This window comes from Aliiroseovarius subalbicans (assembly GCF_022678625.1).
In the GTDB taxonomy this organism is placed as follows: domain Bacteria; phylum Pseudomonadota; class Alphaproteobacteria; order Rhodobacterales; family Rhodobacteraceae; genus Aliiroseovarius_A; species Aliiroseovarius_A subalbicans.
Genome location: NZ_JALBYQ010000004.1, coordinates 163,630 through 184,407, shown reverse-complemented (window position 1 = coordinate 184,407; position 20,778 = coordinate 163,630). Strand labels below are relative to the sequence as shown.

Below are 20,778 nucleotides of genomic sequence, written 5' to 3'. Positions count from 1 at the left end.
GGGGAATGAAATGCCCCTTTTCCCTCAGCTGGAAAACGCTCTTCGCTACGTTTGTGAAATCTATGACGGGGCCGTTCTCCGGTTCTCCCTGGATCAATGCGACCCTATTTCCCAATCCCCTCGCGAATCTCGTCACAATAATAAATGTAGAAAAGCCCATCCGATTCCCCTAAATCGCCGCGTCGGTCGGACCCGGCTGGACCCGTGACATCAAATCCGGATGGGGGCACGGGGAAATCGGGCTGCCAGCTCTTGTATGGCAGATCGGGGACCTTCGTGCGCAAAACCATGACGTCGAGCTTCGGCAAGGCGTCACATGCTGCCCGGATCTGTTCCGGTTTGATTGAGGTCTCGCTGAGGTTTTGGGTGCGTTGGAAACATAGCGCGTCGGCCCCACCAAGATCGCCAGGAGTATTCAGCGGTTTCAGCACCCTCGAGCGGCGTGCATATACAATAGCGGTGTCACGGAAGAACATGACACCGGCGCCTTGGGTGCAGGAAAAGAAACTTGGCTGGCGCATCTTGAACCACAGGATATCAACACCGCCTTCCCAGTAGGTGTTCCTTCCTACGATCTGTTCGAAAACCTCGGCCTCCGGCGGCTCAGAGCTTGAAATGTATCGTGCTTTTGCGTCCCGCGCATCGACGATGAACAAACTCCATCCAATGAGTGCGACCGAGAGGGCTATACAGAGACCTTTGCCTGCCCTCAGGGGTAACGGCCAGGATACGAGCACAAACGCCGCTAGGAATATTGTGGCCACTCGGGCGAGATCAGGTAGCGTTTCAAACACGTCCCACGAAGTAGATTTGAAAAGTATTTCGGCGATCAGAAAAAGTGTCGCCGCGGCCAGGATCACAGAGCCAATCAGTTGAATGCCACGCAACACCTTTCCGGACAGAGATTGATCGGCCCAGAACGCCAGTCCAGACGCTACCACAACAAGTGTTGCCGCAAGGGGCAGGAACCCCAATTGCGTTTCAATCGCGTTCATGACAATGGCGATGATGAAAAAAGTGCGGCTACGTCCGTTCACCGGAAGCAAGTAAACGACATAGGCCGCGAAAAAATTGCCGAGCAGCGCAACCATCCAGAGGCCGCGCCAAAGCTGCAGATTGAGGATCAGGACATTTGAAACGAGGTCACCGCCGATCCAACTGATCAGTAAGAAAACCAGCCCCATGATCAGGCCAGCGGCCGCAATCCTCCGAAACCCCCCATCCCCGCGCCAGGTGACAAAGCTGAGGGCGACAAGCGGCATCGCCCCCAGAATGGCACCCTGTACTGCCCAGTCTTGAATGAAGGCATGGGGCGAGCGCTCAAAAACGATTTCCAGCCATTCAGGGTCATAGGTTTCCAATACCCTCGTGAACGGATCATTTCCGGTTAGGGCCAGCGCCACCAGCGCGACAAGTCCAACAACAGTGAGGGGCAGAATTGCGCGAAAAAACGGCACGGTGAGCAGCAAATAAAAGACCAAGCCCGGCAGCGCCATCAGCGGGTGGAGCAAAAATGCGGCAACCAGCAAGCCGCCTGCCTGCAACACCCTTTTTTGGTAGATTAGCGAAATCATCAAAACCGAGAAGGCTTCGACAAAGATACGCGGCGTTGCAAATGGCTCGCCATACTGGAGAACCCCCCAACCATAAAACGGTGAGAGGGACATGACAGCTGCGATGGCAATGATGGCCAAACGGCGGTTGTTGTAGAGGGTCACGGCCATGTAAGAAAGGGACGCGACCCAAACAGCCTGCCCAAGAGCCCAAAACAACAAATGGGCGCCCCCCGGGCCAAAGAACTCGACGGCAGGCGAATACAAACTCGAAAACACAGAGAACGAATCCTGCGAGCCGTATTTGAAAAACAGGTCAGCGCCAAATTTCTCAGGCTCAAGCGCATTTTGCGCCTGCACAAGGTAGAGCCGCGCGTCATGCACGATCCCGCGATAAGGCCGCGTTGCCAGCCAAAGCGCACAGACCGCAGAGACAAGCAGAGCGATGCGGGCCAAACGCTGCCCAGGGGTGTTCGGGCCAGTGGTGGTCCCTAGCAGAGCGTCTTTCCCTTGCACCATCCCGCCGTCATTTCTCCTCATGGTATTCTTGTTCAGCATTTATGTCCCAGAGAGCATCGCGGTTATCCACCGCCTCGACAATCCCGTCGACGGCAACCATCGCCGTCAACATGGAGTGGTCCTGATTGTTGTAGCGGTGCATTCCATTGCGCCCGATCAGGTACAAATTGTCAAAATCTGCAACGTGGTCACGAACCGTCTGGATCTGGTCATAGGTCCCGAAATACGCCGGATACGCTTTCGGGGTTCGAACAACCACCGCGTCCTGAACGGCCTCTGGGGCCGAAAACCCAAGCCGGTCGAGTTCTGCCACTGCAAGCGAAACTGTCTTTTCATCCGGTTGTGACCAAATCTCGTCGCTCTCATCGACGAAATACTCCAACCCGATCCAGATGCGATCCGGCTCTGCCACCAGATAGGGGCTCCAATTGTTGAATATCTGTATTCTCCCAACGGTAACATCTGGTTCCTGAACATAAATCCAGTTGTCAGGAACCTTCTCGGCCAGTTCACTGGCCCGCGCACCGCCGTTGACCGCCAACTCATCAAGCAACAGTCCCACGGTCAGAAAATCGCGGTAAGGTAAACCCGATGCAACATCTGCCACTGGCGTCGGTGCAGCCGGTTCGAAGCCTTCGATCAAGTCTTTGATCGGCATCGTTGAAAACACGAGATCGCCTTCAACACGCCGCTTGATGCCGTCGCTGTCGACAACGTCGACGGCCGTGATCGAGCCGTCCTGGTGGTGTATCGCCACCACACGGGATAGCAGGTGAATTTCACCGCCATCAGCTTCGACCTGTCGTGCAACCTTCTCCCACAACTGCCCCGGGCCATGCTTGGGATAAAGAAAGCGCTCGATCAGGCTGGTCTCGGTATCTTTTTGCGCAATGCCGTCTCCCTCACGCCGTATCTTCTTCAGCGCGTTCTTCAGCAACGCAACGACCGACAAGCCCTTGATCCTCTGAGCGCCCCATTCGGCCGGAATCTGTTCACAGGGCACGCCCCAGACTTTTTCGGTGTAGTTCTCAAAAAAGGTCGCATACAGCTCGCGCCCGAACCGGTTGATGATGAAATGCCTGAGGCTGGTCTCGGGGCGGATCGGAAAGGCAGACGCACGCAGGTAGCTGAAGCCGATCCGTACCGACCGTAACAGTCCAAGGTTGCTCAGAGTTTTCCAGCTGAAGCTGATCGGGTAGTCGAAGAATTTCCGGTTGTAGAGGATGCGCGAGACGCGCGGACGCACCAACATCACATCGTCGATTTCATCAGGGTTTGCGCCCCGACCCTGCGCCTGCATTTGAGTGGTTTTGTTCTGATACGTCAGCGTAACGCTTTCACCGGCATCGCTAGCGGTTTGAAATGGCAGGATGTGTTCCCACCAATTCATCACCCTTTGCGATTTCGAAAAAAACCGATGGCCGCCGATGTCGATCCGGTTGCCCTTGTAGTTCACGGTCCGAGAGATTCCACCGACCTGGTGGTCAGCCTCGAAAAGTATCGGTTTGATGTCGGTCCGATTTACCAATTCATAGGCCGCGGTCAAACCCGCAGGACCAGCGCCGATGATTATAGCTGTTTTGCTCAAGATCTAAGTTTCTCCAATGTCTTTTCCACGCGCGCTTTCGGAAATGGTCGCCTTCTTGGGCACCGCCTTCCGGCGGAAGCTGATATCCCTATGCGCAAAGAACGAATAAACGGCGGTCATGCCGATCCCAATCACATGGGCAAGCGTTTCAGGTGACAATTTTCCAGGCATCAGTGTCGATACCTGCTGCAAGAATGCAGGGGCGCCAAAAAAGACGCTATGGGCTATTCCAGTTGTCAACAAAAGCCCACCGATAGAGACCAGAAAAAAAACACTGACTTCGTCGCGCGCCTCTTTTCCGGAGGGCGGAAAAGTGTAGCGCCGATTGAGGACATAGCTGATGAGCATGCCGGAAAGGAACGCCACCGCGACCGAAAAAGCATACTCCGCACCGGCATTGAGCTTGAGTGCGCCATAAAGGAGTTGACCGGTCAACAAGTTCACCAGTGCCGCAGAGCCGGAAAAGAACAGAAATCTGAGGAACATGTACCAGCCCCAAGCCTAACCAAATTCATAGGATCCTTTGTTGCATCTTAGGTATCCGAACACAAATTCTGTCCAAATCAATACCTGAAGTAGCCTGCGACCATGAGATTGCCCCAGCCACTTTGCCAAAAGGTGGATACACCTTCGCGGGTTGCCAGGTTTTGTCGGGTGACTTCACTGTGCAGCTAAGCTTGTCCTCAAAGGAGTTGTCCAATACGCTAAAAGAAAAGGGATCATTTGATGCATTTTCCGCCCCCTTCATCACCTAGAACAGTGGAAGAAACTGGGCTTGAAACACAGTTTCTGGTGTCACTCGTTGCCAAGATCATGAACGAAGGCGGCTCAATGGTCGCGGCGGGAATTTCCGACGTGTCAAAGCTTTCCCCCTTTGTGGTTCGACTGATTTTGAAAGAGATGCAGTCTTTACAATTGATTGAAGCACGCGGGTTGGAAAACCCGGACATCAAGTCTGACATTCGCTATGCGTTGACGGATCGGGGTACTGCTTTAGCCTTTGAATCCATGATGAATTCTCGGTATGTTGGGCCTGCCCCGGTTCCCCTCGACACGTTCAGGAACCAAGTATCACTGCAGACCATCAAGCACGAAAAAGTGCACCGCGACGAGCTCACAGAAGCTCTTTCTCATCTTGTATTGCCGAAGGGGATGCTGGCTCAACTTGGGCCCGCTGTAAATTCTGGCCGCTCCATTCTTCTTTATGGTGATGCGGGAAACGGGAAGACCTCTATCGCCGAAGCACTTGGAGATTCCTTCCAGCAAGAGATTTACGTGCCCTACGCAATCATTGTCGGAAACCAGATTATCCGCTTCTTTGATGAAACCTTGCACGAAACTGTTCCGGTCGATGCTTCGGTAGAAAAAGAAGCGGATCGGCGTTGGGTAAGGGTTAAGCGTCCTGTTGTCATCGCGGGTGGTGAACTCACACTCGACATGCTCGACCTACAATTCGACCAGAGGGCCCGGCTTTATGAAGCTCCAATGCACCTAAAGGCACTTGGTGGGGTATTTGTGGTCGACGACTTCGGACGCCAAAGGTCAACACCAACTGAGTTTCTGAACAGATGGATTGTGCCCTTGGAGTCAGGTTTTGACATCATGTCCCTGCACACTGGCCAAAAGTTCAAAGTACCTTTCGACCAGCTTGTAATGTTCTCGACCAATATTGCCCCAGAGGACCTGGGCGACGATGCCTCGTTGCGCCGTATCTACTTCAAGATATTTGTACCCAGCCCCACCAAAGAAGATTATCTCCAGATTTTCCGAGACAAGTGCAAAGAACTGGATCTTGAGTACCAGGCAGGTGCTCTTTCACAGTTTTTCACGGACCATTATGAGACGCGCGATATAACCCCATCAGGCGCGCACCCTGGTTTCCTTCTCAACCATATCAATGCAATTACGGCTTTCCTCGATCAGAAGGCCGAGGTTTCTTTGGAGCTGCTTGAGATGGCATGGAAAAACGTTGCCGTCTCTCGCGCACAGAAGAAAATCTCGGACCTTTCAAAGTAGGATTCTGCGCAACTTCATCCCGGTGGATTCAAGCTCAGGAACATCTTCACGATCGCGAGCAGAACGGGCACCAGGACGATTACGAGGTTCACAGGAAAGAGAAACAGAGCGAGTGGAAACAGCATTTTTACAGGCAATGAATTTGCCTTTTCCTCAGCGCGAATAATTCTCAGTGAGCGCATTTCAGCGCTGAAAACACGAAGCGTTTTACCAACACTCGCACCCAATTCCATGGACTGGCGAAAGAGTGTTGCAAGCGATCGTGCCTCTTCCAGATTAACTTGGTGCGCGAAATTCATAAGCGCCTCATGAATTGGCCGACCTGCCCTGAGCTCCAACACGATGATGCTGAGGTGTGTTCCGAAATCCGGGTTCGTTTGCAAAAACTCACGGGCAACCCGGTCGAGTGCTGAATCAATACCCAGTCCCGCATCCACACAAACGATGAGAAGATCCATGAAGTCCGGGAACAGTTTTCTGTATTCCGTCTCACGTTTCTTACCCAACTTGTCGAGCACAACGCTCGCCATGATGAAAGATGTCCCGGACATTGCTGCGGCAAAAAGAAAAATGACCGCAGGTCTAACAGATGTTCCCAAGAAATTGACGCCCAGCCAAACGCCCGCAAAAATTGAGAACGCCAGAAGCCCGCGTATCAGATTGAAGAAAAACGGTGCCCGGCGTGAGAAGAATCCAGCTCGGATAAGACGAGAAGGCAAACTGTTAGGAGACTTGTTACGCAGGACTTCAAAAAAATAGCGAACGGTGTCATTTTCGTCAGTTAGAACCTGATCGAGTTGTCTTTGCACCTGCCGTTGACGAGAAGACGAGGTTTTCTGAATCCTGGAAATCTTCCGACGCATTTCCTGACGCGACGCAAAGTAGTTCACGATTGAGAAAGCGAGCAACAGGACCGACAGGAATACTGCGGTAAGGATTAGGTATTGATTCATATGCCTAGCCTTTGAATTTCATCAGAAATCAAAGTTTACCATGCGGTACAGGACATAAATCCCAACCAGCATCATGGACAAACAAACGATGACCACAGTTAACGCATACCCTGTGTCGATGAGTGGATCGAAATAGTCCGGGACAAGTGCGCGGATCATGAAGAACAAGCCGAATGGGAATGCGGCCATCACGACTGCTGTCATCCTTCCTTCGGCTGAAATTGCACGGATCTTGGCGCGTAGCATCGAGCGATCGCGTATCATTCCCGCTAGATTTTCAAGAATTTCCGCCAAGTTCCCACCAGTGCCGGATTGAACTGTCACCGTCACCGCGAGAAGCTTCACCTCATCGGCTCCCACGCGTTCGTTCATGTTCAACATGGCGGTTTCAACGTCATACCCGAAAGTTATCTGGTCATTTAGCAAGCCAAATTCCGATCCGATCGGATCGGACATTTCTTTCGAAACCATTGCAATCGCAGCATTCAGTGGGTGGCCGGCCTGAAGAGACCGAACGATGACATCAATCGAGGTGGGGAGTTGTGCAACGAACTTGGAAATCCTGCGCCGTCGCAGAATGCTCGCTGTAAAAAGCGACACCACAATCGTGAAACCGAATGCAAAGGCGATCTGTTGCGGAAGGCCCTTGGTCAGGAAGAACATGCAAAACAGCCAAGAACCGGAGAACAGAACCAGCAAAGTGCCCAAAAGCCGTGCTCTGTTAAACTCCAGTCCAGTCTGACTGTAGTAACGCATGAACCGATCCGAAAGCGCGCGTGCGCGGCCCCGCGTTCCGACACCGCGGCGCGATATCAACTGGTTGTAAGCACCAGTTTGCGTTTCGTTGGTCTTCAGGTGGCGCAGGCGACTATTGATTTCGTTCGACGCGGTGCTTGAACGGAAAAGCACCCTCAGAACGGTATCAATGAGCAGCAGAGCTGATACGAAGACGAACGCGGTGATTAGAATTTGTGCCACTGGTTATCCAATCGATTTGGAGGGATCGAAGGTTTCTTTGTCTACCGAAAGGCCGATTGTCTCGAGCTCTTCCAGGAAGCGTGGCCTGATCCCCGTTGCTCGGAATTCGCCTTCGATTGTGCCATCTTGTGCGATCCGCAAGCGGTTGAATGTCATGATTTCCTGAAGCTGAATAACGTCGCCCTCCATCCCGGTAAGCTCCGCAATAGAAACGATTTTCCGCGACCCGTCACGCTGGCGATCAACCTGGATGATCATATGGATCGCGGATGAAATTTGCGCCCGAATGGCCGTCTGGCTCATCGGCATACCGGCCATTCCGACCATTTGTTCAATCCTCGACAACGCATCCCTTGGGCTGTTGGCGTGAATGGTTGTCATGGAACCTTCGTGACCCGTGTTCATAGCCTGAAGCATGTCGAAGGCCTCGCTGCCCCTGACTTCCCCGACAATGATCCGGTCAGGCCGCATCCGAAGGGCGTTTTTCACAAGGTCGCGCTGAAGAATTTCATTGCGCCCATCGAGCGTCGGTGGGCGCGTCTCAAGGCGCACCACGTGGGGCTGCTGCAACTGGAGTTCTGCCGCATCTTCGATCGTCACCATTCGTTCTTCGTGCGGAATAAACGCGGACAGCGCGTTCAGAAGTGTGGTTTTACCGGAACCGGTCCCCCCCGAGATCACGACCGAAACCTTGCCTTCCACGGCGGCAGAGATCAGGTCCGCGATCTTTTTCGGCAAGGCCTTATTGTCCACCAATCGCGATAAACTCAAAGGCGTGCGAGAGAACTTTCTGATTGAAACTTGGGGACCATCAACAGCAACAGGCCGGACTGCAACGTTCACCCGCGATCCGTCCGCCAATCGTGCATCAACGAGGGGAGAGGATTCATCAACTCTTCGTCCAACGGACGCAACGATTTTTTGCACGATACGCATCAGGTGGTCTTCGTCTTTGAACCTGACGCTGGTCTGTTCCAATCGACCGAACCGTTCAATGTAAACGGTTCCCGCGCCAACGACCAAAATATCTGAAATGGAATCGTCGGCAATCAGCGGCTCAAGCGGGCCCAAACCCAACATCTCATTGGCGATATCGGAGATGAAGTTGTTGAGTTCCTTCGAACTGAGGGGGAAATCGTTTACACGAGCGTATTCTCGGACCAACGGACGAAGTTCGTCGTGCAACTCCTCCATGTCCATTGTGTCGAGAACAGCAAGGTTGATCTTGTCCAGAAGATAGCGGTGAAGATCTACGCGCTCGGACACGAAATCGGGCAGGGCTGCACGCTTGTGACCATCACTGTCGCGCGCCTGGTCCAACCCGTTGGAGGGGGGGATTCCCTCGTCCACACGCGGCTCTCCACTGTGTGAGTCCGGTCCGGCATCGGCGCCGTGAGACTTTTTGAAGAAACGTCCTACCATTTTTCCACCCCTGAGACCGCTATTTCACGACTACTTTTGTACCATTGCCTACCAGTTTATACAGACGCATCACATCTGCATTCGAAAGCCGAAAGCATCCTGAAGTCTGAAACCCACCCAAAGACTCCGAGTCGTTCGTACCATGGATGCGAAAAAGGGTATCGGCACCATTTTGGAACAAGTATAGCGCACGCGCGCCAAGCGGGTTGTAAGGCCCCGGTGGCACATAGGTTGGCAAGGATGGTTGTCGTTGACGCATTGCCGAAGGGGGACGCCAGGCGGGCCATTCTTTCTTGGCGCCAACGTAAGCAGTGCCCGTCCAAGTGAAGCCATCACGCCCAACACTGATTTTATATCGCTCCGCTTTCCCTCCCTCGAGAATTCGAAAAAGGTAGCGGTCAGAATTTGAAATCACAATTGACCCTGGCCTTTCGCTGGAAGCGTAGGGAACAATTTCAACGGACGACGGGCCATGATCGCGTGGGACCGGTTTTGCAGATTCAACTTGCAAGTAAGTATTGCCTTGAAAAAGCGCACCCTCCTCTCCGGCATTGTCCCAGAAAGCATGCGCCGAAATGGGCATGGCGACAAAGAGAAGAAGCAGCAGGAAGGTATTGAGAGATCTAAAAAACCCTGTCATTTCTGCGTTTTCTCCTTTTCGAACAACCCTTTGACATACTTTGTCAAATCTTTGAGGAACCGGGATCGACTGGAGATTTCACGTGGCAGAATGCCACGATCCAGGCTTTCTTCGATCAGATTGTCATCGCGTGAAATAAAGGCCAACGGCGTGTCACCAAACAGGCCAACAAGCTTGCGTTGGCTAATTCTGTTGCCAAACAGGGATCGGCGTTGCTTGTTTATCAGGATCTGGACCGCAAAATCCTCACCTTTAAGGGACTTGATCAACTGCAAGGTATCAAGCGTATGCTTTAGCGCAGGCAGGTTCCCTTCCGTGACGATTGTACAGGTGTTAACTGCAGCTAGAACATCATTGCGCCACTCGGTTTCATAATAAGGGATGTCCACAACCGTATGCTCATGCTGCACATTCACGGCATCAAGCATTCTCATGACCAGTTCATAGCCATTGTCATCGGTAAGCAATTCCGGACGCTTGAACGAATAGACGAAATACCCATGACGAAGGCGTTTCTGGATCAGGTTGGCAAATTCTGCGTCAATTCGCTGGGGGTTTTCCGTAACCTTTTCAAGCTGGAAGCTGTTGACCATGTTCAACATGTAGCCGCAATTTCCAGTTGAGAAATCGAGATCAAAAAGTGCAGCCGTTTCGCCGCTTTTTTTCAGGAAACTCGAAACGATCAAATCGGTCATTGAAGCCGCAATTATCGAGGCACCCGCACCTGCGTTGCCAGAAATGACTGCATGGACCCTGTTGAGCTGGGTTCTGGCTCCCCTGATGCCGCTGTTGATCGTCGTCATCAGATTGGCATCGTCAATCGGCCAAAGAAGCCAGTCGTGGACCTGAAGCTTGATGAGCCGCCGTGTTTGAACTTCATCAAGCTTGTCGGACACGACGATTATCGGCAAATCACCCAGGTTGGCCCGAACATCATTAATCAGGTCCCACGACGGAGAGGCGATTTTTGAAAAATCCAGAATGACGGCGTCAATCTTTGTACCGCCTTCAACACTGCGGATTTTCGAGGGAAGAACAGACACCACTCGGAACTGAGACGATTTCTCGACAACTGATCCAATCTTGCGGGTGGATTCATGATCCTCCCCCGCAATGAGGATATTAAACAAATGGAATGGTGCGTCTTTAGTGTTCATAGGGCCTCAGGGTGCAATGCTGGAAAGGTCTTCACTGGTAATCGAAACAGGGTGAGCCGGGATTTCAATGTTGTTGAAGCCGAGAAGGGCGCCAAGGAAGGGCAAATTGAACCCCAGCCCCGCAGTGCCCACTGTTATCGTAACGACCGGGCCATCAGGGCGCCCGACATAACCCAAACCGGATCGACGATAGGTGACCCAGACGTTCGCAGGACGGATTTTTGGACTGAAATCACACATGCCGGAAAGACCCCCGTAGGCGGGATCGCAGGAATAGTCGACACTACCAGACGCATCTACTCCATAAACAAGCCTATCAATCTCGCTTGACAGGCAGGCTGCCCCCATCCCTGCCCCGCATTGCGCCACCACCGACGTATCGGGAACCGGGTCGCCTTCGAGGCTGGTGCCATAGTCGGTCAGCCCCTGCCAAGCGGACCCCGTTGTGTCAATGACCGGATCAGAAACCGCAAGAATGCGCGAGCCTAACTGGAGAGCCTTAACAGTCTGGTTCCATTGGTAAACAGCAAAACCAAACTCCACCAACGCAGCGAATGTCAGCAGGACAATCGGAAGAACAAGAAGCCCTTCGACAAGAGACGTTCCGTTTTCGTCACCGCGGAACCTGCGAATGCGACCATGCCTCACCATCCAATATACCTCTGGTATTGCGCGTACACGATGGTGACTGTGCCAAGGGCAAGAAGATTGAAAAGCGGGGATCCGGAATAGTCCAATTCCGCGCGAACATAGACAAGATCCGTTTCTGTTGGTGCACCCGGCAAGTTCGCCTTTGTGGGCAAAATGGTTAATTGGCTCGCCTGACCCCAGTTCGGAATACGCCGAGGCGGCGTGCCTTCCGGGTTTCCGTAGAACGCGACATTTCGGGCCTTATCAATTGTGCAATTTGAAGCGAAGCTTGGCACGACCGGCTTGCAGCGGGCCCAGTATCGGGCGGCATCCCGAACACCAGTTTGCACCTGTTGGCGCTGCCAAAGCACGTTGCCGAATTCCAGGATCGCAAGGGTCATTATGAAAACGACAGGAATAACAATCAGCGCTTCAACAAGGATCGCACCGTCTTCTTTTCTGTAAAACCTTTTCCATCTATTCGTCACCGGTTCACCCCAAACTAGTGTTTCCGTGCCCCTCCCGACCTGCACAAGCCTCCGTTCTTAAACAGAATAATGTCACCCGCCTAATAGGCTGAGGTTAGTTGTCATCCGTCAGATCGGTATCTTCCACATACGGAGGCCAAGGAGAAACCACATGAATAGCAGAATTCGCTTGCATGGCGTCTCCCGCTCTGAGGGAAACCGTATCTCGATTGTTCTGGTAGTCCGAACACGCAGCAAGAAGAACGAGAACTGCGGAAGCCGCCAAAACGCGTTTATTTGACAATAAGACCATCTTCGAACTCCAAGTTGATAATATGCCCGTACGGACCCACGACGCCTTCACCTTCACGGAAAGCTCGGAGCATTTTGCGATCGACTTCCAGCATGCCGTACAAGAACAGCTCGACGTCGTTGGAGGACCGTGTGTTATCAAGCGGTGTTCGAAGCGGCTCATCAGGAGCAGCCGGTCGAACAAGACGCGGTGTTACGAGAATAACAAGGTCGGTTTCCCGCTTTTGAAAATCGGTCGACCGGAACAGAGCCCCCAAGATCGGTACCTGGCCAAGCCACGGGAGTTGCTCGATGCTGCGTGTGTTGCTCACATCAAGGAGTCCGGCAATTGCAAAACTTTGACCGTCACGCAAGGACACTGTCGTGTCTGCCTTGCGCGAAATGAACCCTGTCGATCCAGTCTCGGCCAGATAGGTTTCATCAATGCTACTAACCTCGGGTCGAACCCTCAGGCGGATGATTCCATTGTCCAAAACTTCGGGGCGGAAGTTCAGGCGCACGCCGTATTCACGGTAATCCGTGCCCGCAACAGAATTCCCATTTGCATCGATCGACGATCGCGTGATCGGGACTTCCCCACCGGCAACAAAATTGGCCTCAACGCCGCTCGTCGTGATCAGCTGCGGGTTCGCCAATCGCCGGGCAAGCCCTTTTGCTTCCAGCGCCCGGATGACAACGTCAACCTGTGTGCCCGCGACCGAAAGAACATTGCCAACAATCGTTCCGAACGGCTCCGACGCGCCCCCAGTTGTAGTTAAGGGAGTGGCGCCAGCACCATTGGTAACCGTCATGTCGACGCCCAGTTCTCTTCCGGCATTTCGTTGCACTTCAAGGATGCGCACATCCAGTTGAACCTGCTGCCCGCTTCTCACGCGAATGCCGTTGATCACGGGCTCCGGCGAATACTGACGGGCAATTTCCAGGACGCGCTTGAGATCAACATTGTCCCGAACTTCGCCGGACAACCTGATTCGGTCGTTCACGTTGGCAACGCTCACGCTGGCGCTTGGAACCGTCCGGTTAATAACAGTCTGCAATTCCGAGAAATCCAACTTCACGCGGACATTCACAACGCCCAGAAGCTTCTTTCCGGGCCCGTAAAGCGCGATATTGGTAAACCCGCTTTGCTTACCCTGAATGTAGACCGAGGTGTCTGTGAGAGGAAACACGTCCGCAACAGCCGAGTTACCGACAACAATGTCACCAACGGCTTGGTCGGTCATTATTGTAAGGACGTGGCCCGGTGCGAGGGTGAATTTGTCGACGACACCATCCCCCAGGGAAACCTCGCGTACGATCTCTTCTGCAGCAGCCTGTGGACCACTGGCAAGGAGACTGATCGACGTTAATAATGCGATAAAGGCATAGGCGATAAACCCTGTGCCCTGTGCCCGCTGTTTTTTTACTCTGCCTTCTGCAATCATGGCTCAACCCTCATGCATTTATCGGGCAACTGCTCGCCCCTTAGATTAACGTGGTTCAGCCTCGATGGCCTCCACGACTGGAACCCTGTAGTCGGAACGCTTTCCACCGCGAATAACGCCAACCGTTGCCGTTGTCGGCTTGGGGGGGGCGAGTGCGATCGGCGCAACCGCTACAGGTTTAGGTACTTCAGTAACAGAATTCGCCTCATCAATACTCGTCTCCACACCATCAAGCCGCCCGGAAATCTCTTCCATGAAGCCTTTTAGCAACGATTCGACCTGATCTGGCATCACTTCGGCTTCACTTTCGGTGTTTTCCGCCTCGGCCAAGGCGCGCGCCTGCTGCAATCTCAAGTCCTCGGCAACCTTGGGGTCGACCAAGTCTTGGATGGTAACGCGACGCAGGCTTTCCGTTTCCGCCGACCCGATGTTCCTCAAGGCCAGGGACAGTCGTCCCACGGAGGCGGCAAGTGCAAGCTTTTGCGCCTCTTCGGTGCTTACCTCGAATGTTACGGTTCGCACGACGCTCGGCTGGTCCTTGCGGTCATCGGCAATCTGGTCAATCGCAAGAACTTTCACGCCCTGAAGCAGGACGTCCACAAAGGCTTTTCCACCAGAATCTTGGGTAAGCATGATGTCGACCCGATCCCCGGGAAGGACAAAACCCGCAACCCCCAGGACATCGTTCACCCTGATCGCGGCAGCTTTCATCCCCGGCGTAAGGGCGGTCGACAGCTTCGCGCGCTGACCAGGCTGTGTGATGTTGGCAGCAAAAATCGGCTCTCCGATTTCAATCGAGGAAACGACAAAGCGGGCCGCTTCTTCATCGTTCGACACCAGCTGATCCATCGAAGAGAATGTGCCTTTGGGAAGCTCGGAAGCCGCCCATTCGATTTCTTCCAGCTTGTCCCTGGTCAATCTTTGGCCAAACTGAAGGACGACCTTCGCAACGACGATCGTGTTCTTTTCTTCGAGCTCTACCTGCACTGGCCTGGACGCTTCTGAAGCCAGCTGCGCCCGTTCAGTATTCAGCCAAAGCCGTGCGCCAAATGCGGCCATTCCTGCTAATACAAGTGCCAAAACAAGGCTGATAACGGTCGTTGCTCGCATGGTTGGGCCCTGCTCATCTTTAAATGTATCGCGCCAGCCACCAAAACAGGCGACCGGCACGACTTGTTTTTTTGAAAGCTCGCGCCCTAGATCACAGGCGTACTAACCCGCCCTTTTCAGGCACGCAAAGCTTTTCCGATCAGGTCGGCGCGCCCAGGTTGGCACCGCTCATCCAGGTACCCCAGGTTCCCCACTGAATCCCAAGCTGTTCACCGAACAGAAGAACAGCTGCAATCACAGCGGCGGTAAGCAGGCCAAGCAAGATCAGATACTCGGTCAATGCGATACCGTCCTGGTCGCGCTTAAACCGCAGCATCAATGCGTTCATGTATTCAAACATTTTTTTACTCCCAAAAAATCAGCTCGAAAAGTCAAAAGACGTTTCGACCTTCCACCTATGATACGCGACCCCTGAAACACGCAAGCAATCCGGGTGTCGCGCTCACTCTCAAGTTTAGTTCAACGTCGCGCCACTGTCAAAATTTCGCCTCGTTTCCGCCCTTTTTCAGCAAAATGCGGTTCTTCGTTGCGACAAAGGCATCAGCTCAGGTTTTATTGTTCACAAATCGGTACTTAATGACCGGGCGTCAACGAAACGCACAAGGCCGAATCGGATCCTGTTGATTCGCAGCCATGGGTTACTTCACCTAACCAGAATGGCTTCGTCCCGGACAAACGCATCAAGCGACCCGTTCCCGCCGGAACCGGTAATGTCCACAATTTCGATATCAATAGTTCCACCTTCCAGCAGCGTAGAATCCTCGGAGTTATTATTGCCTTTGCCGTTGTTACTTGCCTTTTCCATCGGGCGAACCATGAAGGCGCTTACGAAACTGTTGACCGGAATTGTGGCCTGGCCGTTGAACGGATTTGCCAGGCAGTCGATGACCGCCGCAAAAATGATCCGGCGATCCCTCGCGTTGGGGTCAAGCAATGGATCTGACGCAGGCAAGCTTCCGTTTTTCGAAAGGCTACAGATGGGCAATCCCGATTCACCCCCGGGCGACCCTTCTGCGACCAGATTGTCTTCGCTTGGGTCCACCTGCATTTCGATTTCATGGCGATAGATATCATAGCGCGACGGTATTAACCCCAGATGGCCAAACGAACTGATGTCAGGATAATCCGTGTTCACGTCCAATGCGGTCTGCGAGGGGTGATTGACGCTCCAATAAAGCGGGAGATCCCAGTTATTCGTTGTCCCGATCAGGGCTCCACCGGCCCCGTTGACTGGCGTTGTCATGTCAATCGTGGCGGGATTGCCGTCGTCATTGTCAGGGAAACCCATGAAATCGGAGTCGAACGGAGCCACCAATTCCTGTTTGTTGCAGACGTTCCCGTTGCCCGGCTCATATCCTTTGCGAACATTATATGCGGGCGCATACACGTCCTGATCGTTCTTGAAAGGTGCGTCATAGATATCAAACCGGATGTTGTAGCCGGTCGCGATCGATGTTGCGTAACCCGGCTTGGTCTCAACCGTCGAAGAATCGTAGCAGGTCGGATTGCTGTCGCCCGCAAAGTATCCGCGAATGGCTGACGCGCTGGACGACCCATTTGTCTGCAAGTATCCGAAATTGCCCGGCGCGGCGGGATCAGTCTGGTTCTGTTTGGGGTGCAGCTTCACGATTCGACCGTGGAAAAAACCCGAGGCAAAGGCCGTCTGGAGATCGGTGATGCCGGTGCCTTCAAAAGGGTTGCAGATAAACACCGGGGGAACGTTGCAAGCTGCGCTTCGTGATGTTGCGACAGCTGCGGCGCTGATCGGTACAGTGCCAACGAGAGAGTCGATCGCCGAGGAAAAAATGGACTGGAAATCCAGTGAAGACGCCCGCACATAGACGAATTCGGCCTCGGTGCCTAAGTTTGTTTTGTGAGCGTCCACCCAAGCCTGGTTAATCGGGTCGTGGTCATTCGCCGGGATATCATCAAGGAAAATGACGGTGAATTCATTCCCCGAAACATCCTCATACTCAAGGATGATATTGGATGTTGTCGCTGTCGTCCCCAGGAAGCTGACCGTATTATCCACCGCCTCCATCGCTGTGCGGGCCCGAACGATCGCGTTGGTGCCCCCGTCCAACTCTCGCGCCGCAGCCAAAGCCAAAGCATCAGCGGCGGATTGAAGATCAGAATGAGAGTTGTTCCCGCGCCCCAGATCAATAACCAGAAGGGCCACCCCCAAGAAAACGGGCAGAAACAACAACGTCAGGAAAAAGACGTATCCACGATTGTCGCGCAAAAGTCGGAAATTCATCTTTTCAGCTCCCTGTCACCAATCGCTAAGTCTAAAACCGTTCAAGCGCTGCAATAAGCGATGTTCATTATACCATATTTCCAGAGTAAGTTGAATTGCCGCGTGAAAATTGGTGTCAGGCCCTCAGAATGAGGCGTTCAGAACCCCCGCCAGCCCCATTGGAACTCCAAAAGGAAATTTTCCAGAGGCTTGAATTTCCTGCAATCTTCGAACCAACGGCCCATCGCCCTTCAACGAATGAGAATATCGCACGACCAAGGCCGACAAGAAGGATGCAAGCAACAAGATGACCGCGAACCCGGCCAGGCCATGCCAGCCGATCAACACGCCAATCGGAAAGAACAGTTTTGCGTCCCCTCCGCCCAGTCCCCCAAGGAGCCAGAAGGAAAACCCGATAAAAAAAAGCAGGAGCCCTGCAAGCACATGGGGCAAGACCAGCGAGGTCCCGCCCAATACCGACGCCACCAGCGCGATGAGGGTCAGGATGATCACTTCGAAATTTGAGATCTTCAAGGTCAGAAAATCATACCAGGCGATCCTGACCAAGAAGGCTATTGCAGCGAAAACGATCAAGGAGTGCAGCCAATCGAACGACACTTTACAGCCTTTGTGGAGAGCGATTCCGCCCCAAGCTTTTAGATTCCACTCAGATCGCCAGGTGAGCGACGCTGATAATTGACTGAGTTTCGCAGCAACTGGAGGTTGGTTGCGGCAAATTCGTTGGAAGGATCGATTTCATAGGCCTTCAAGAAAAGAGCCCGCGCCGTCGTCAGGTTGCCGCGAAGAAGGTGCGAATAACCGTAATTGTTCAGGAATTCGATGCGGTTCCCGATGACTGGTTGCAGCTTCTTGTATGCAAAGTCAGATTTATCGAACCGGCGCAACATATCTGAAGACGCCGCAAAGCCAAGCCACGCTTGAGGGTCCTGAGGCGCAACGTCAATCGCCTTCTCGAAAGACCGATAGGCCTTACCATAGTTGCCTTCGGCGAAGTGCGCTTTGCCCGAAACAATCAACTGATCATTCGGATAGTAGCTAACGTTTGAAGTGTCCTGGACGGATTCAGCACTGTCGCTGGTCGACGAGAAATCGCCCAAATCGACATTTTCACAGCCAGCGGTTGCCAGCATGCTCACCAACACGAAGAGTTTAAGCCTCATCCTCATAACCCCTAATTTCGCCCCGGAATGCGTTCTAGTATCCAGGCCCTTATAGCGGCATTACGTGTTGCGAAACCACCACCCTTGGTGGAGGTGTGTGCCGGGCGAGGCAAGGGAGCAACACCTCACGAGGGGATGTCATCCTCTTCCGAGCACAAATCGCTCTCTTTGCAAGTGCTGTGCCGTCGCTCGTTGCATTGTATCAGGGGTTTTCCCAATCTCGCCGCTTTTTCATCTGTGACAGGGGATACCAGGTAGCACAGGACGTCGGAAGAAGCCTTCCGGCAGCGGGTCTATACCATGAGGTAGGCCTGAAAATGGGGCAAAGCGCATCCGTTCTCGGGCGGTACGAAATATCGGCAAGCTTCTGGAAGGTATCGAACCGGGGCATGGTGCGCGCGGTGGCAAACGAGAGGTGGCCGCCCGCCTCCCGCTAAGGAGTGAGGTGGCACGAGAGGCTGTATGCGCAGGGCAATTATGCACTAACTTTCAATTTGGGCCACTCAAGTGGGGCTGCTCACACACGCGCATCGCAGCATCGGACAGGTTGCGCACACGCCCAGTTTATCGGCAAACTGCCGATTGGGTTTCTGTGGGTTAGCAAACCGGCATTTCCCCAAAAACTTCAGCCACTCATAGGCCTGACCGGAATTCGGAACTTTCGCGCGGCTCCCAGAAAGCCGATTGCGGCAAGCATCATCCAGCCTGCGGCGGGAAGCGGGATCGGTGAGGGGGTCGTTTCGAACCTACCAACTAATACCGCTGTGTTGAGACCGTTTTCCTCAGTATCAAAAAAGGTAAATGGGCCTCCGCCTGTGTCAAAACCGTCCAGGAAAAAGGTATGGATTTGCCCATCCGCCTCAAGACTCGAAGTTGGTGTGACCGAGGAAACCAAGGAAACCCGGTCTGGGCAAACAGTTATTCCAGAGTATTCGCAGGTTCCACTGTTCGAGGTCTCATCGTGGGTTAGGCTGAACGAAGACATGAGCGAGAAGCCAATCCCCCCGACACTACCTGTAACGTTTACAAGCAAGTCAGTTGAGAGAAGCGACGTAAAATAAATCGGATTGTTGTAGTGGGAAAAAATCCCAACCTCGAACGGGTTGTCGTTTACAATCGGCGTTGAGCTCGAGGTAAAGCTAAAACCGCTCGCGCCAAGGTTTGTCGCAGGTTGGCCCCAAGAGATGGACGACGTGCCCTCTCCGGTCGCAGTCCCGCCATCACTGAGGAGTGAGTTTTGCCAGACGCCCTCAATACTCGAAATACTCACTGTCGCCGCGGTTGCAAACGTCGCCGAAAGTGACACACATCCAGCAAGTGCGAATGTCTTTAGGGAAACCATGATCCCTCCTTCCCCACCCAATAGGCAGACTGATGCGTTAGGATCAACGCGGCATTGACACTGACTCAAATACGTCTGCACCGCAAGAATTCCGCCACATTTTTGCCTTATTGTTTCCATGAGTATGACAAACTTGACATCGGACACTGAAACGTTTCGAACAATCATCCTGACTGACTAAGTATTGTTCTCGAAATGGAATTTGGAAGTCTGCCCTAGCGGCATTGCGGTCGAATCATTAAGGGGTGGTGTCCAGTTCCATTTCTATGTGCCACCTTTGTGCATAGTGTCGGGGACTGGCGGTCGCATGTTGGGTGCCTGATGCGGACGGGTTTGGGTGTACTGCTTGAGCCAGGTATTGATACCCGATGTGCCAAATCTGGCACAAACTCCAGCGAGTCAAAAAAAACCGCGACTTTGCTGCAAGGAAGGCAGGCTTCGGGGGGTCTAGTTTAAAGGTTACCCGTCAGGAAGGTTCACTTAATCTATGCATAGATTATTATCCGAACACTCCGCCTGGCACTCGGGGCTGTCATCCGGGAAAACTTCGCGGTCGAAATCGGAAGAATCTACCGATTGATTTTTGATGAGGAAGCGGCTGTCGATGAAGACATCAGCTCCGTTTTGCACCCCTGAATAGTACGCCTGACCAATCATTTCGTCATATCCGGTAGCCATGAGGTAAAGGGTCATGACCGGTGAATTGGGTGGGTGGTATTGTCCGCTCCAACGCGGCCAATGCTGCAATGGGCAGACCACTCTGCTATCTTCCTCGATGTACTCCATCTCTTCGCTTTTTTCCCGAATGTAATCCATATCATCAAAAACCCAGTCCCAGTTTTGATTTGATACGGGGTCCATCGGTTCACCGGGCAACCGCTGCAATTCAGCTTGTCCCTGAAAGGCTCCTCCGCCTGCAAACCCCAACGCACCCTCCAAAGCGAAAATTGTCATGGTTCCGTGTTTTTCAAAACTTGGCGTAAAGGGCTGATTGTTTATCTCCATATAGAAACTGTATGTTTCTCCCTTGTATTCACCAATCCAGAAATCTGATTCCTGAGCAATTGGATCGCAAAGACTTGGGCTGGAAAGAATTGTGCAGGCGCCCCCTACAGACGGAGATAGCAACAGGAAGAGAGCGCATATTGCGTGGTGGGCAGTTGTCACGTTTTTCAAAGGATTTCCTCTCTGTTGATCACGACCTTAGGCAACCAGTGCCCAACGGACAATTCTCCATGACCCAGATGTAG

At 53.1% G+C, this 20,778-nt stretch carries 19 protein-coding genes; 1 reads left to right on the top strand and 18 read right to left on the bottom strand.

Features of this window, described 5'->3' with window-relative positions; genetic code table 11:
* Positions 1–104 precede the first annotated feature (104 nt).
* From MN188_RS13630 to MN188_RS13620, 3 genes are read right to left on the bottom strand one after another with little or no spacing between them, the layout of a single operon-like run.
* A complete protein-coding gene (locus MN188_RS13630) occupies positions 105–2,111 on the bottom strand; it encodes a hypothetical protein (protein WP_242109723.1) in 2,007 nt (668 codons plus the stop codon).
* Positions 2,080–3,660 carry an NAD(P)/FAD-dependent oxidoreductase gene (locus MN188_RS13625; protein WP_242109722.1) on the bottom strand — a complete coding sequence of 527 codons (1,581 nt, stop codon included), beginning with the start codon at positions 3,658–3,660 and terminating at the stop codon, positions 2,080–2,082. The genes MN188_RS13630 and MN188_RS13625 overlap by 32 nt, the downstream gene beginning before the upstream one ends.
* A 3-nt stretch (positions 3,661–3,663) precedes the next feature.
* Positions 3,664–4,146 (bottom strand): GtrA family protein, encoded by a 483-nt coding sequence (locus MN188_RS13620; protein ID WP_242109721.1) that lies wholly within the window; start codon positions 4,144–4,146, stop codon positions 3,664–3,666.
* 240 nt (positions 4,147–4,386) lie between these two features.
* On the opposite strand from MN188_RS13620, the gene MN188_RS13615 reads away from it, so the two are divergent.
* Positions 4,387–5,676: a P-loop NTPase family protein gene (locus tag MN188_RS13615; protein WP_242109720.1), complete on the top strand. Its 1,290-nt coding sequence runs from the start codon at positions 4,387–4,389 to the stop codon at positions 5,674–5,676.
* 14 nt (positions 5,677–5,690) lie between these two features.
* Here the strand turns inward: MN188_RS13615 and MN188_RS13610 are convergent, their stop codons facing one another.
* The 15 genes from MN188_RS13610 to MN188_RS13540 form a co-directional block, all read right to left on the bottom strand.
* The gene (locus tag MN188_RS13610; RefSeq protein WP_242109719.1) at positions 5,691–6,629 is read right to left on the bottom strand and encodes a type II secretion system F family protein; all 939 of its coding nucleotides are present in this window, start codon (positions 6,627–6,629) and stop codon (positions 5,691–5,693) included.
* Positions 6,630–6,650: 21 nt separating this feature from the next.
* On the bottom strand, positions 6,651–7,607 hold the full coding sequence (locus tag MN188_RS13605) for a type II secretion system F family protein (RefSeq protein WP_242109718.1): 957 nt from the start codon (positions 7,605–7,607) through the stop codon (positions 6,651–6,653).
* 3 nt (positions 7,608–7,610) lie between these two features.
* Positions 7,611–9,029 carry a TadA family conjugal transfer-associated ATPase gene (locus tag MN188_RS13600; RefSeq protein ID WP_242109716.1) on the bottom strand — a complete coding sequence of 473 codons (1,419 nt, stop codon included), beginning with the start codon at positions 9,027–9,029 and terminating at the stop codon, positions 7,611–7,613.
* Between the two features lie 19 nt (positions 9,030–9,048).
* The gene (locus MN188_RS13595) at positions 9,049–9,669 is read right to left on the bottom strand and encodes a L,D-transpeptidase (protein WP_242109715.1); all 621 of its coding nucleotides are present in this window, start codon (positions 9,667–9,669) and stop codon (positions 9,049–9,051) included.
* Positions 9,666–10,826: a P-loop NTPase family protein gene (locus MN188_RS13590; protein ID WP_242109714.1), complete on the bottom strand. Its 1,161-nt coding sequence runs from the start codon at positions 10,824–10,826 to the stop codon at positions 9,666–9,668. The genes MN188_RS13595 and MN188_RS13590 overlap by 4 nt, the downstream gene beginning before the upstream one ends.
* Before the next feature lie 6 nt (positions 10,827–10,832).
* Positions 10,833–11,477, bottom strand: a complete 645-nt coding sequence (locus MN188_RS13585) for a TadE/TadG family type IV pilus assembly protein (RefSeq protein WP_242109713.1) — start codon at positions 11,475–11,477, stop codon at positions 10,833–10,835.
* Positions 11,471–11,944 carry a TadE/TadG family type IV pilus assembly protein gene (locus tag MN188_RS13580; RefSeq protein ID WP_289053023.1) on the bottom strand — a complete coding sequence of 158 codons (474 nt, stop codon included), beginning with the start codon at positions 11,942–11,944 and terminating at the stop codon, positions 11,471–11,473. Before MN188_RS13580 ends, MN188_RS13585 begins: the two co-directional genes overlap by 7 nt.
* 272 nt (positions 11,945–12,216) lie before the next feature.
* On the bottom strand, positions 12,217–13,659 hold the full coding sequence (locus MN188_RS13575; protein WP_242109711.1) for a type II and III secretion system protein family protein: 1,443 nt from the start codon (positions 13,657–13,659) through the stop codon (positions 12,217–12,219).
* Positions 13,660–13,704: 45 nt separating this feature from the next.
* A complete protein-coding gene (gene cpaB / locus MN188_RS13570) occupies positions 13,705–14,769 on the bottom strand; it encodes a Flp pilus assembly protein CpaB (protein WP_242109710.1) in 1,065 nt (354 codons plus the stop codon).
* A 139-nt stretch (positions 14,770–14,908) separates the two neighbouring features.
* Positions 14,909–15,109 carry a Flp family type IVb pilin gene (locus MN188_RS13565; RefSeq protein ID WP_242109709.1) on the bottom strand — a complete coding sequence of 67 codons (201 nt, stop codon included), beginning with the start codon at positions 15,107–15,109 and terminating at the stop codon, positions 14,909–14,911.
* Positions 15,110–15,412: 303 nt separating this feature from the next.
* Positions 15,413–17,026, bottom strand: coding sequence for a pilus assembly protein TadG-related protein (locus MN188_RS13560; RefSeq protein WP_242109708.1), 1,614 nt, complete (start codon positions 17,024–17,026; stop codon positions 15,413–15,415).
* Between the two features lie 123 nt (positions 17,027–17,149).
* Positions 17,150–17,623 (bottom strand): prepilin peptidase, encoded by a 474-nt coding sequence (locus MN188_RS13555; RefSeq protein ID WP_242109707.1) that lies wholly within the window; start codon positions 17,621–17,623, stop codon positions 17,150–17,152.
* Positions 17,624–17,661: 38 nt separating this feature from the next.
* Entirely contained in the window at positions 17,662–18,186 is a 525-nt protein-coding gene (locus MN188_RS13550; RefSeq protein WP_242109705.1) for a tetratricopeptide repeat protein, read from the bottom strand.
* A 625-nt stretch (positions 18,187–18,811) separates the two neighbouring features.
* Positions 18,812–19,528, bottom strand: coding sequence for a THxN family PEP-CTERM protein (locus tag MN188_RS13545; protein WP_242109704.1), 717 nt, complete (start codon positions 19,526–19,528; stop codon positions 18,812–18,814).
* A gap of 480 nt (positions 19,529–20,008) precedes the next feature.
* On the bottom strand, positions 20,009–20,704 hold the full coding sequence (locus MN188_RS13540) for a hypothetical protein (RefSeq protein WP_242109702.1): 696 nt from the start codon (positions 20,702–20,704) through the stop codon (positions 20,009–20,011).
* Between the last annotated feature and the right edge of the window lie 74 nt (positions 20,705–20,778).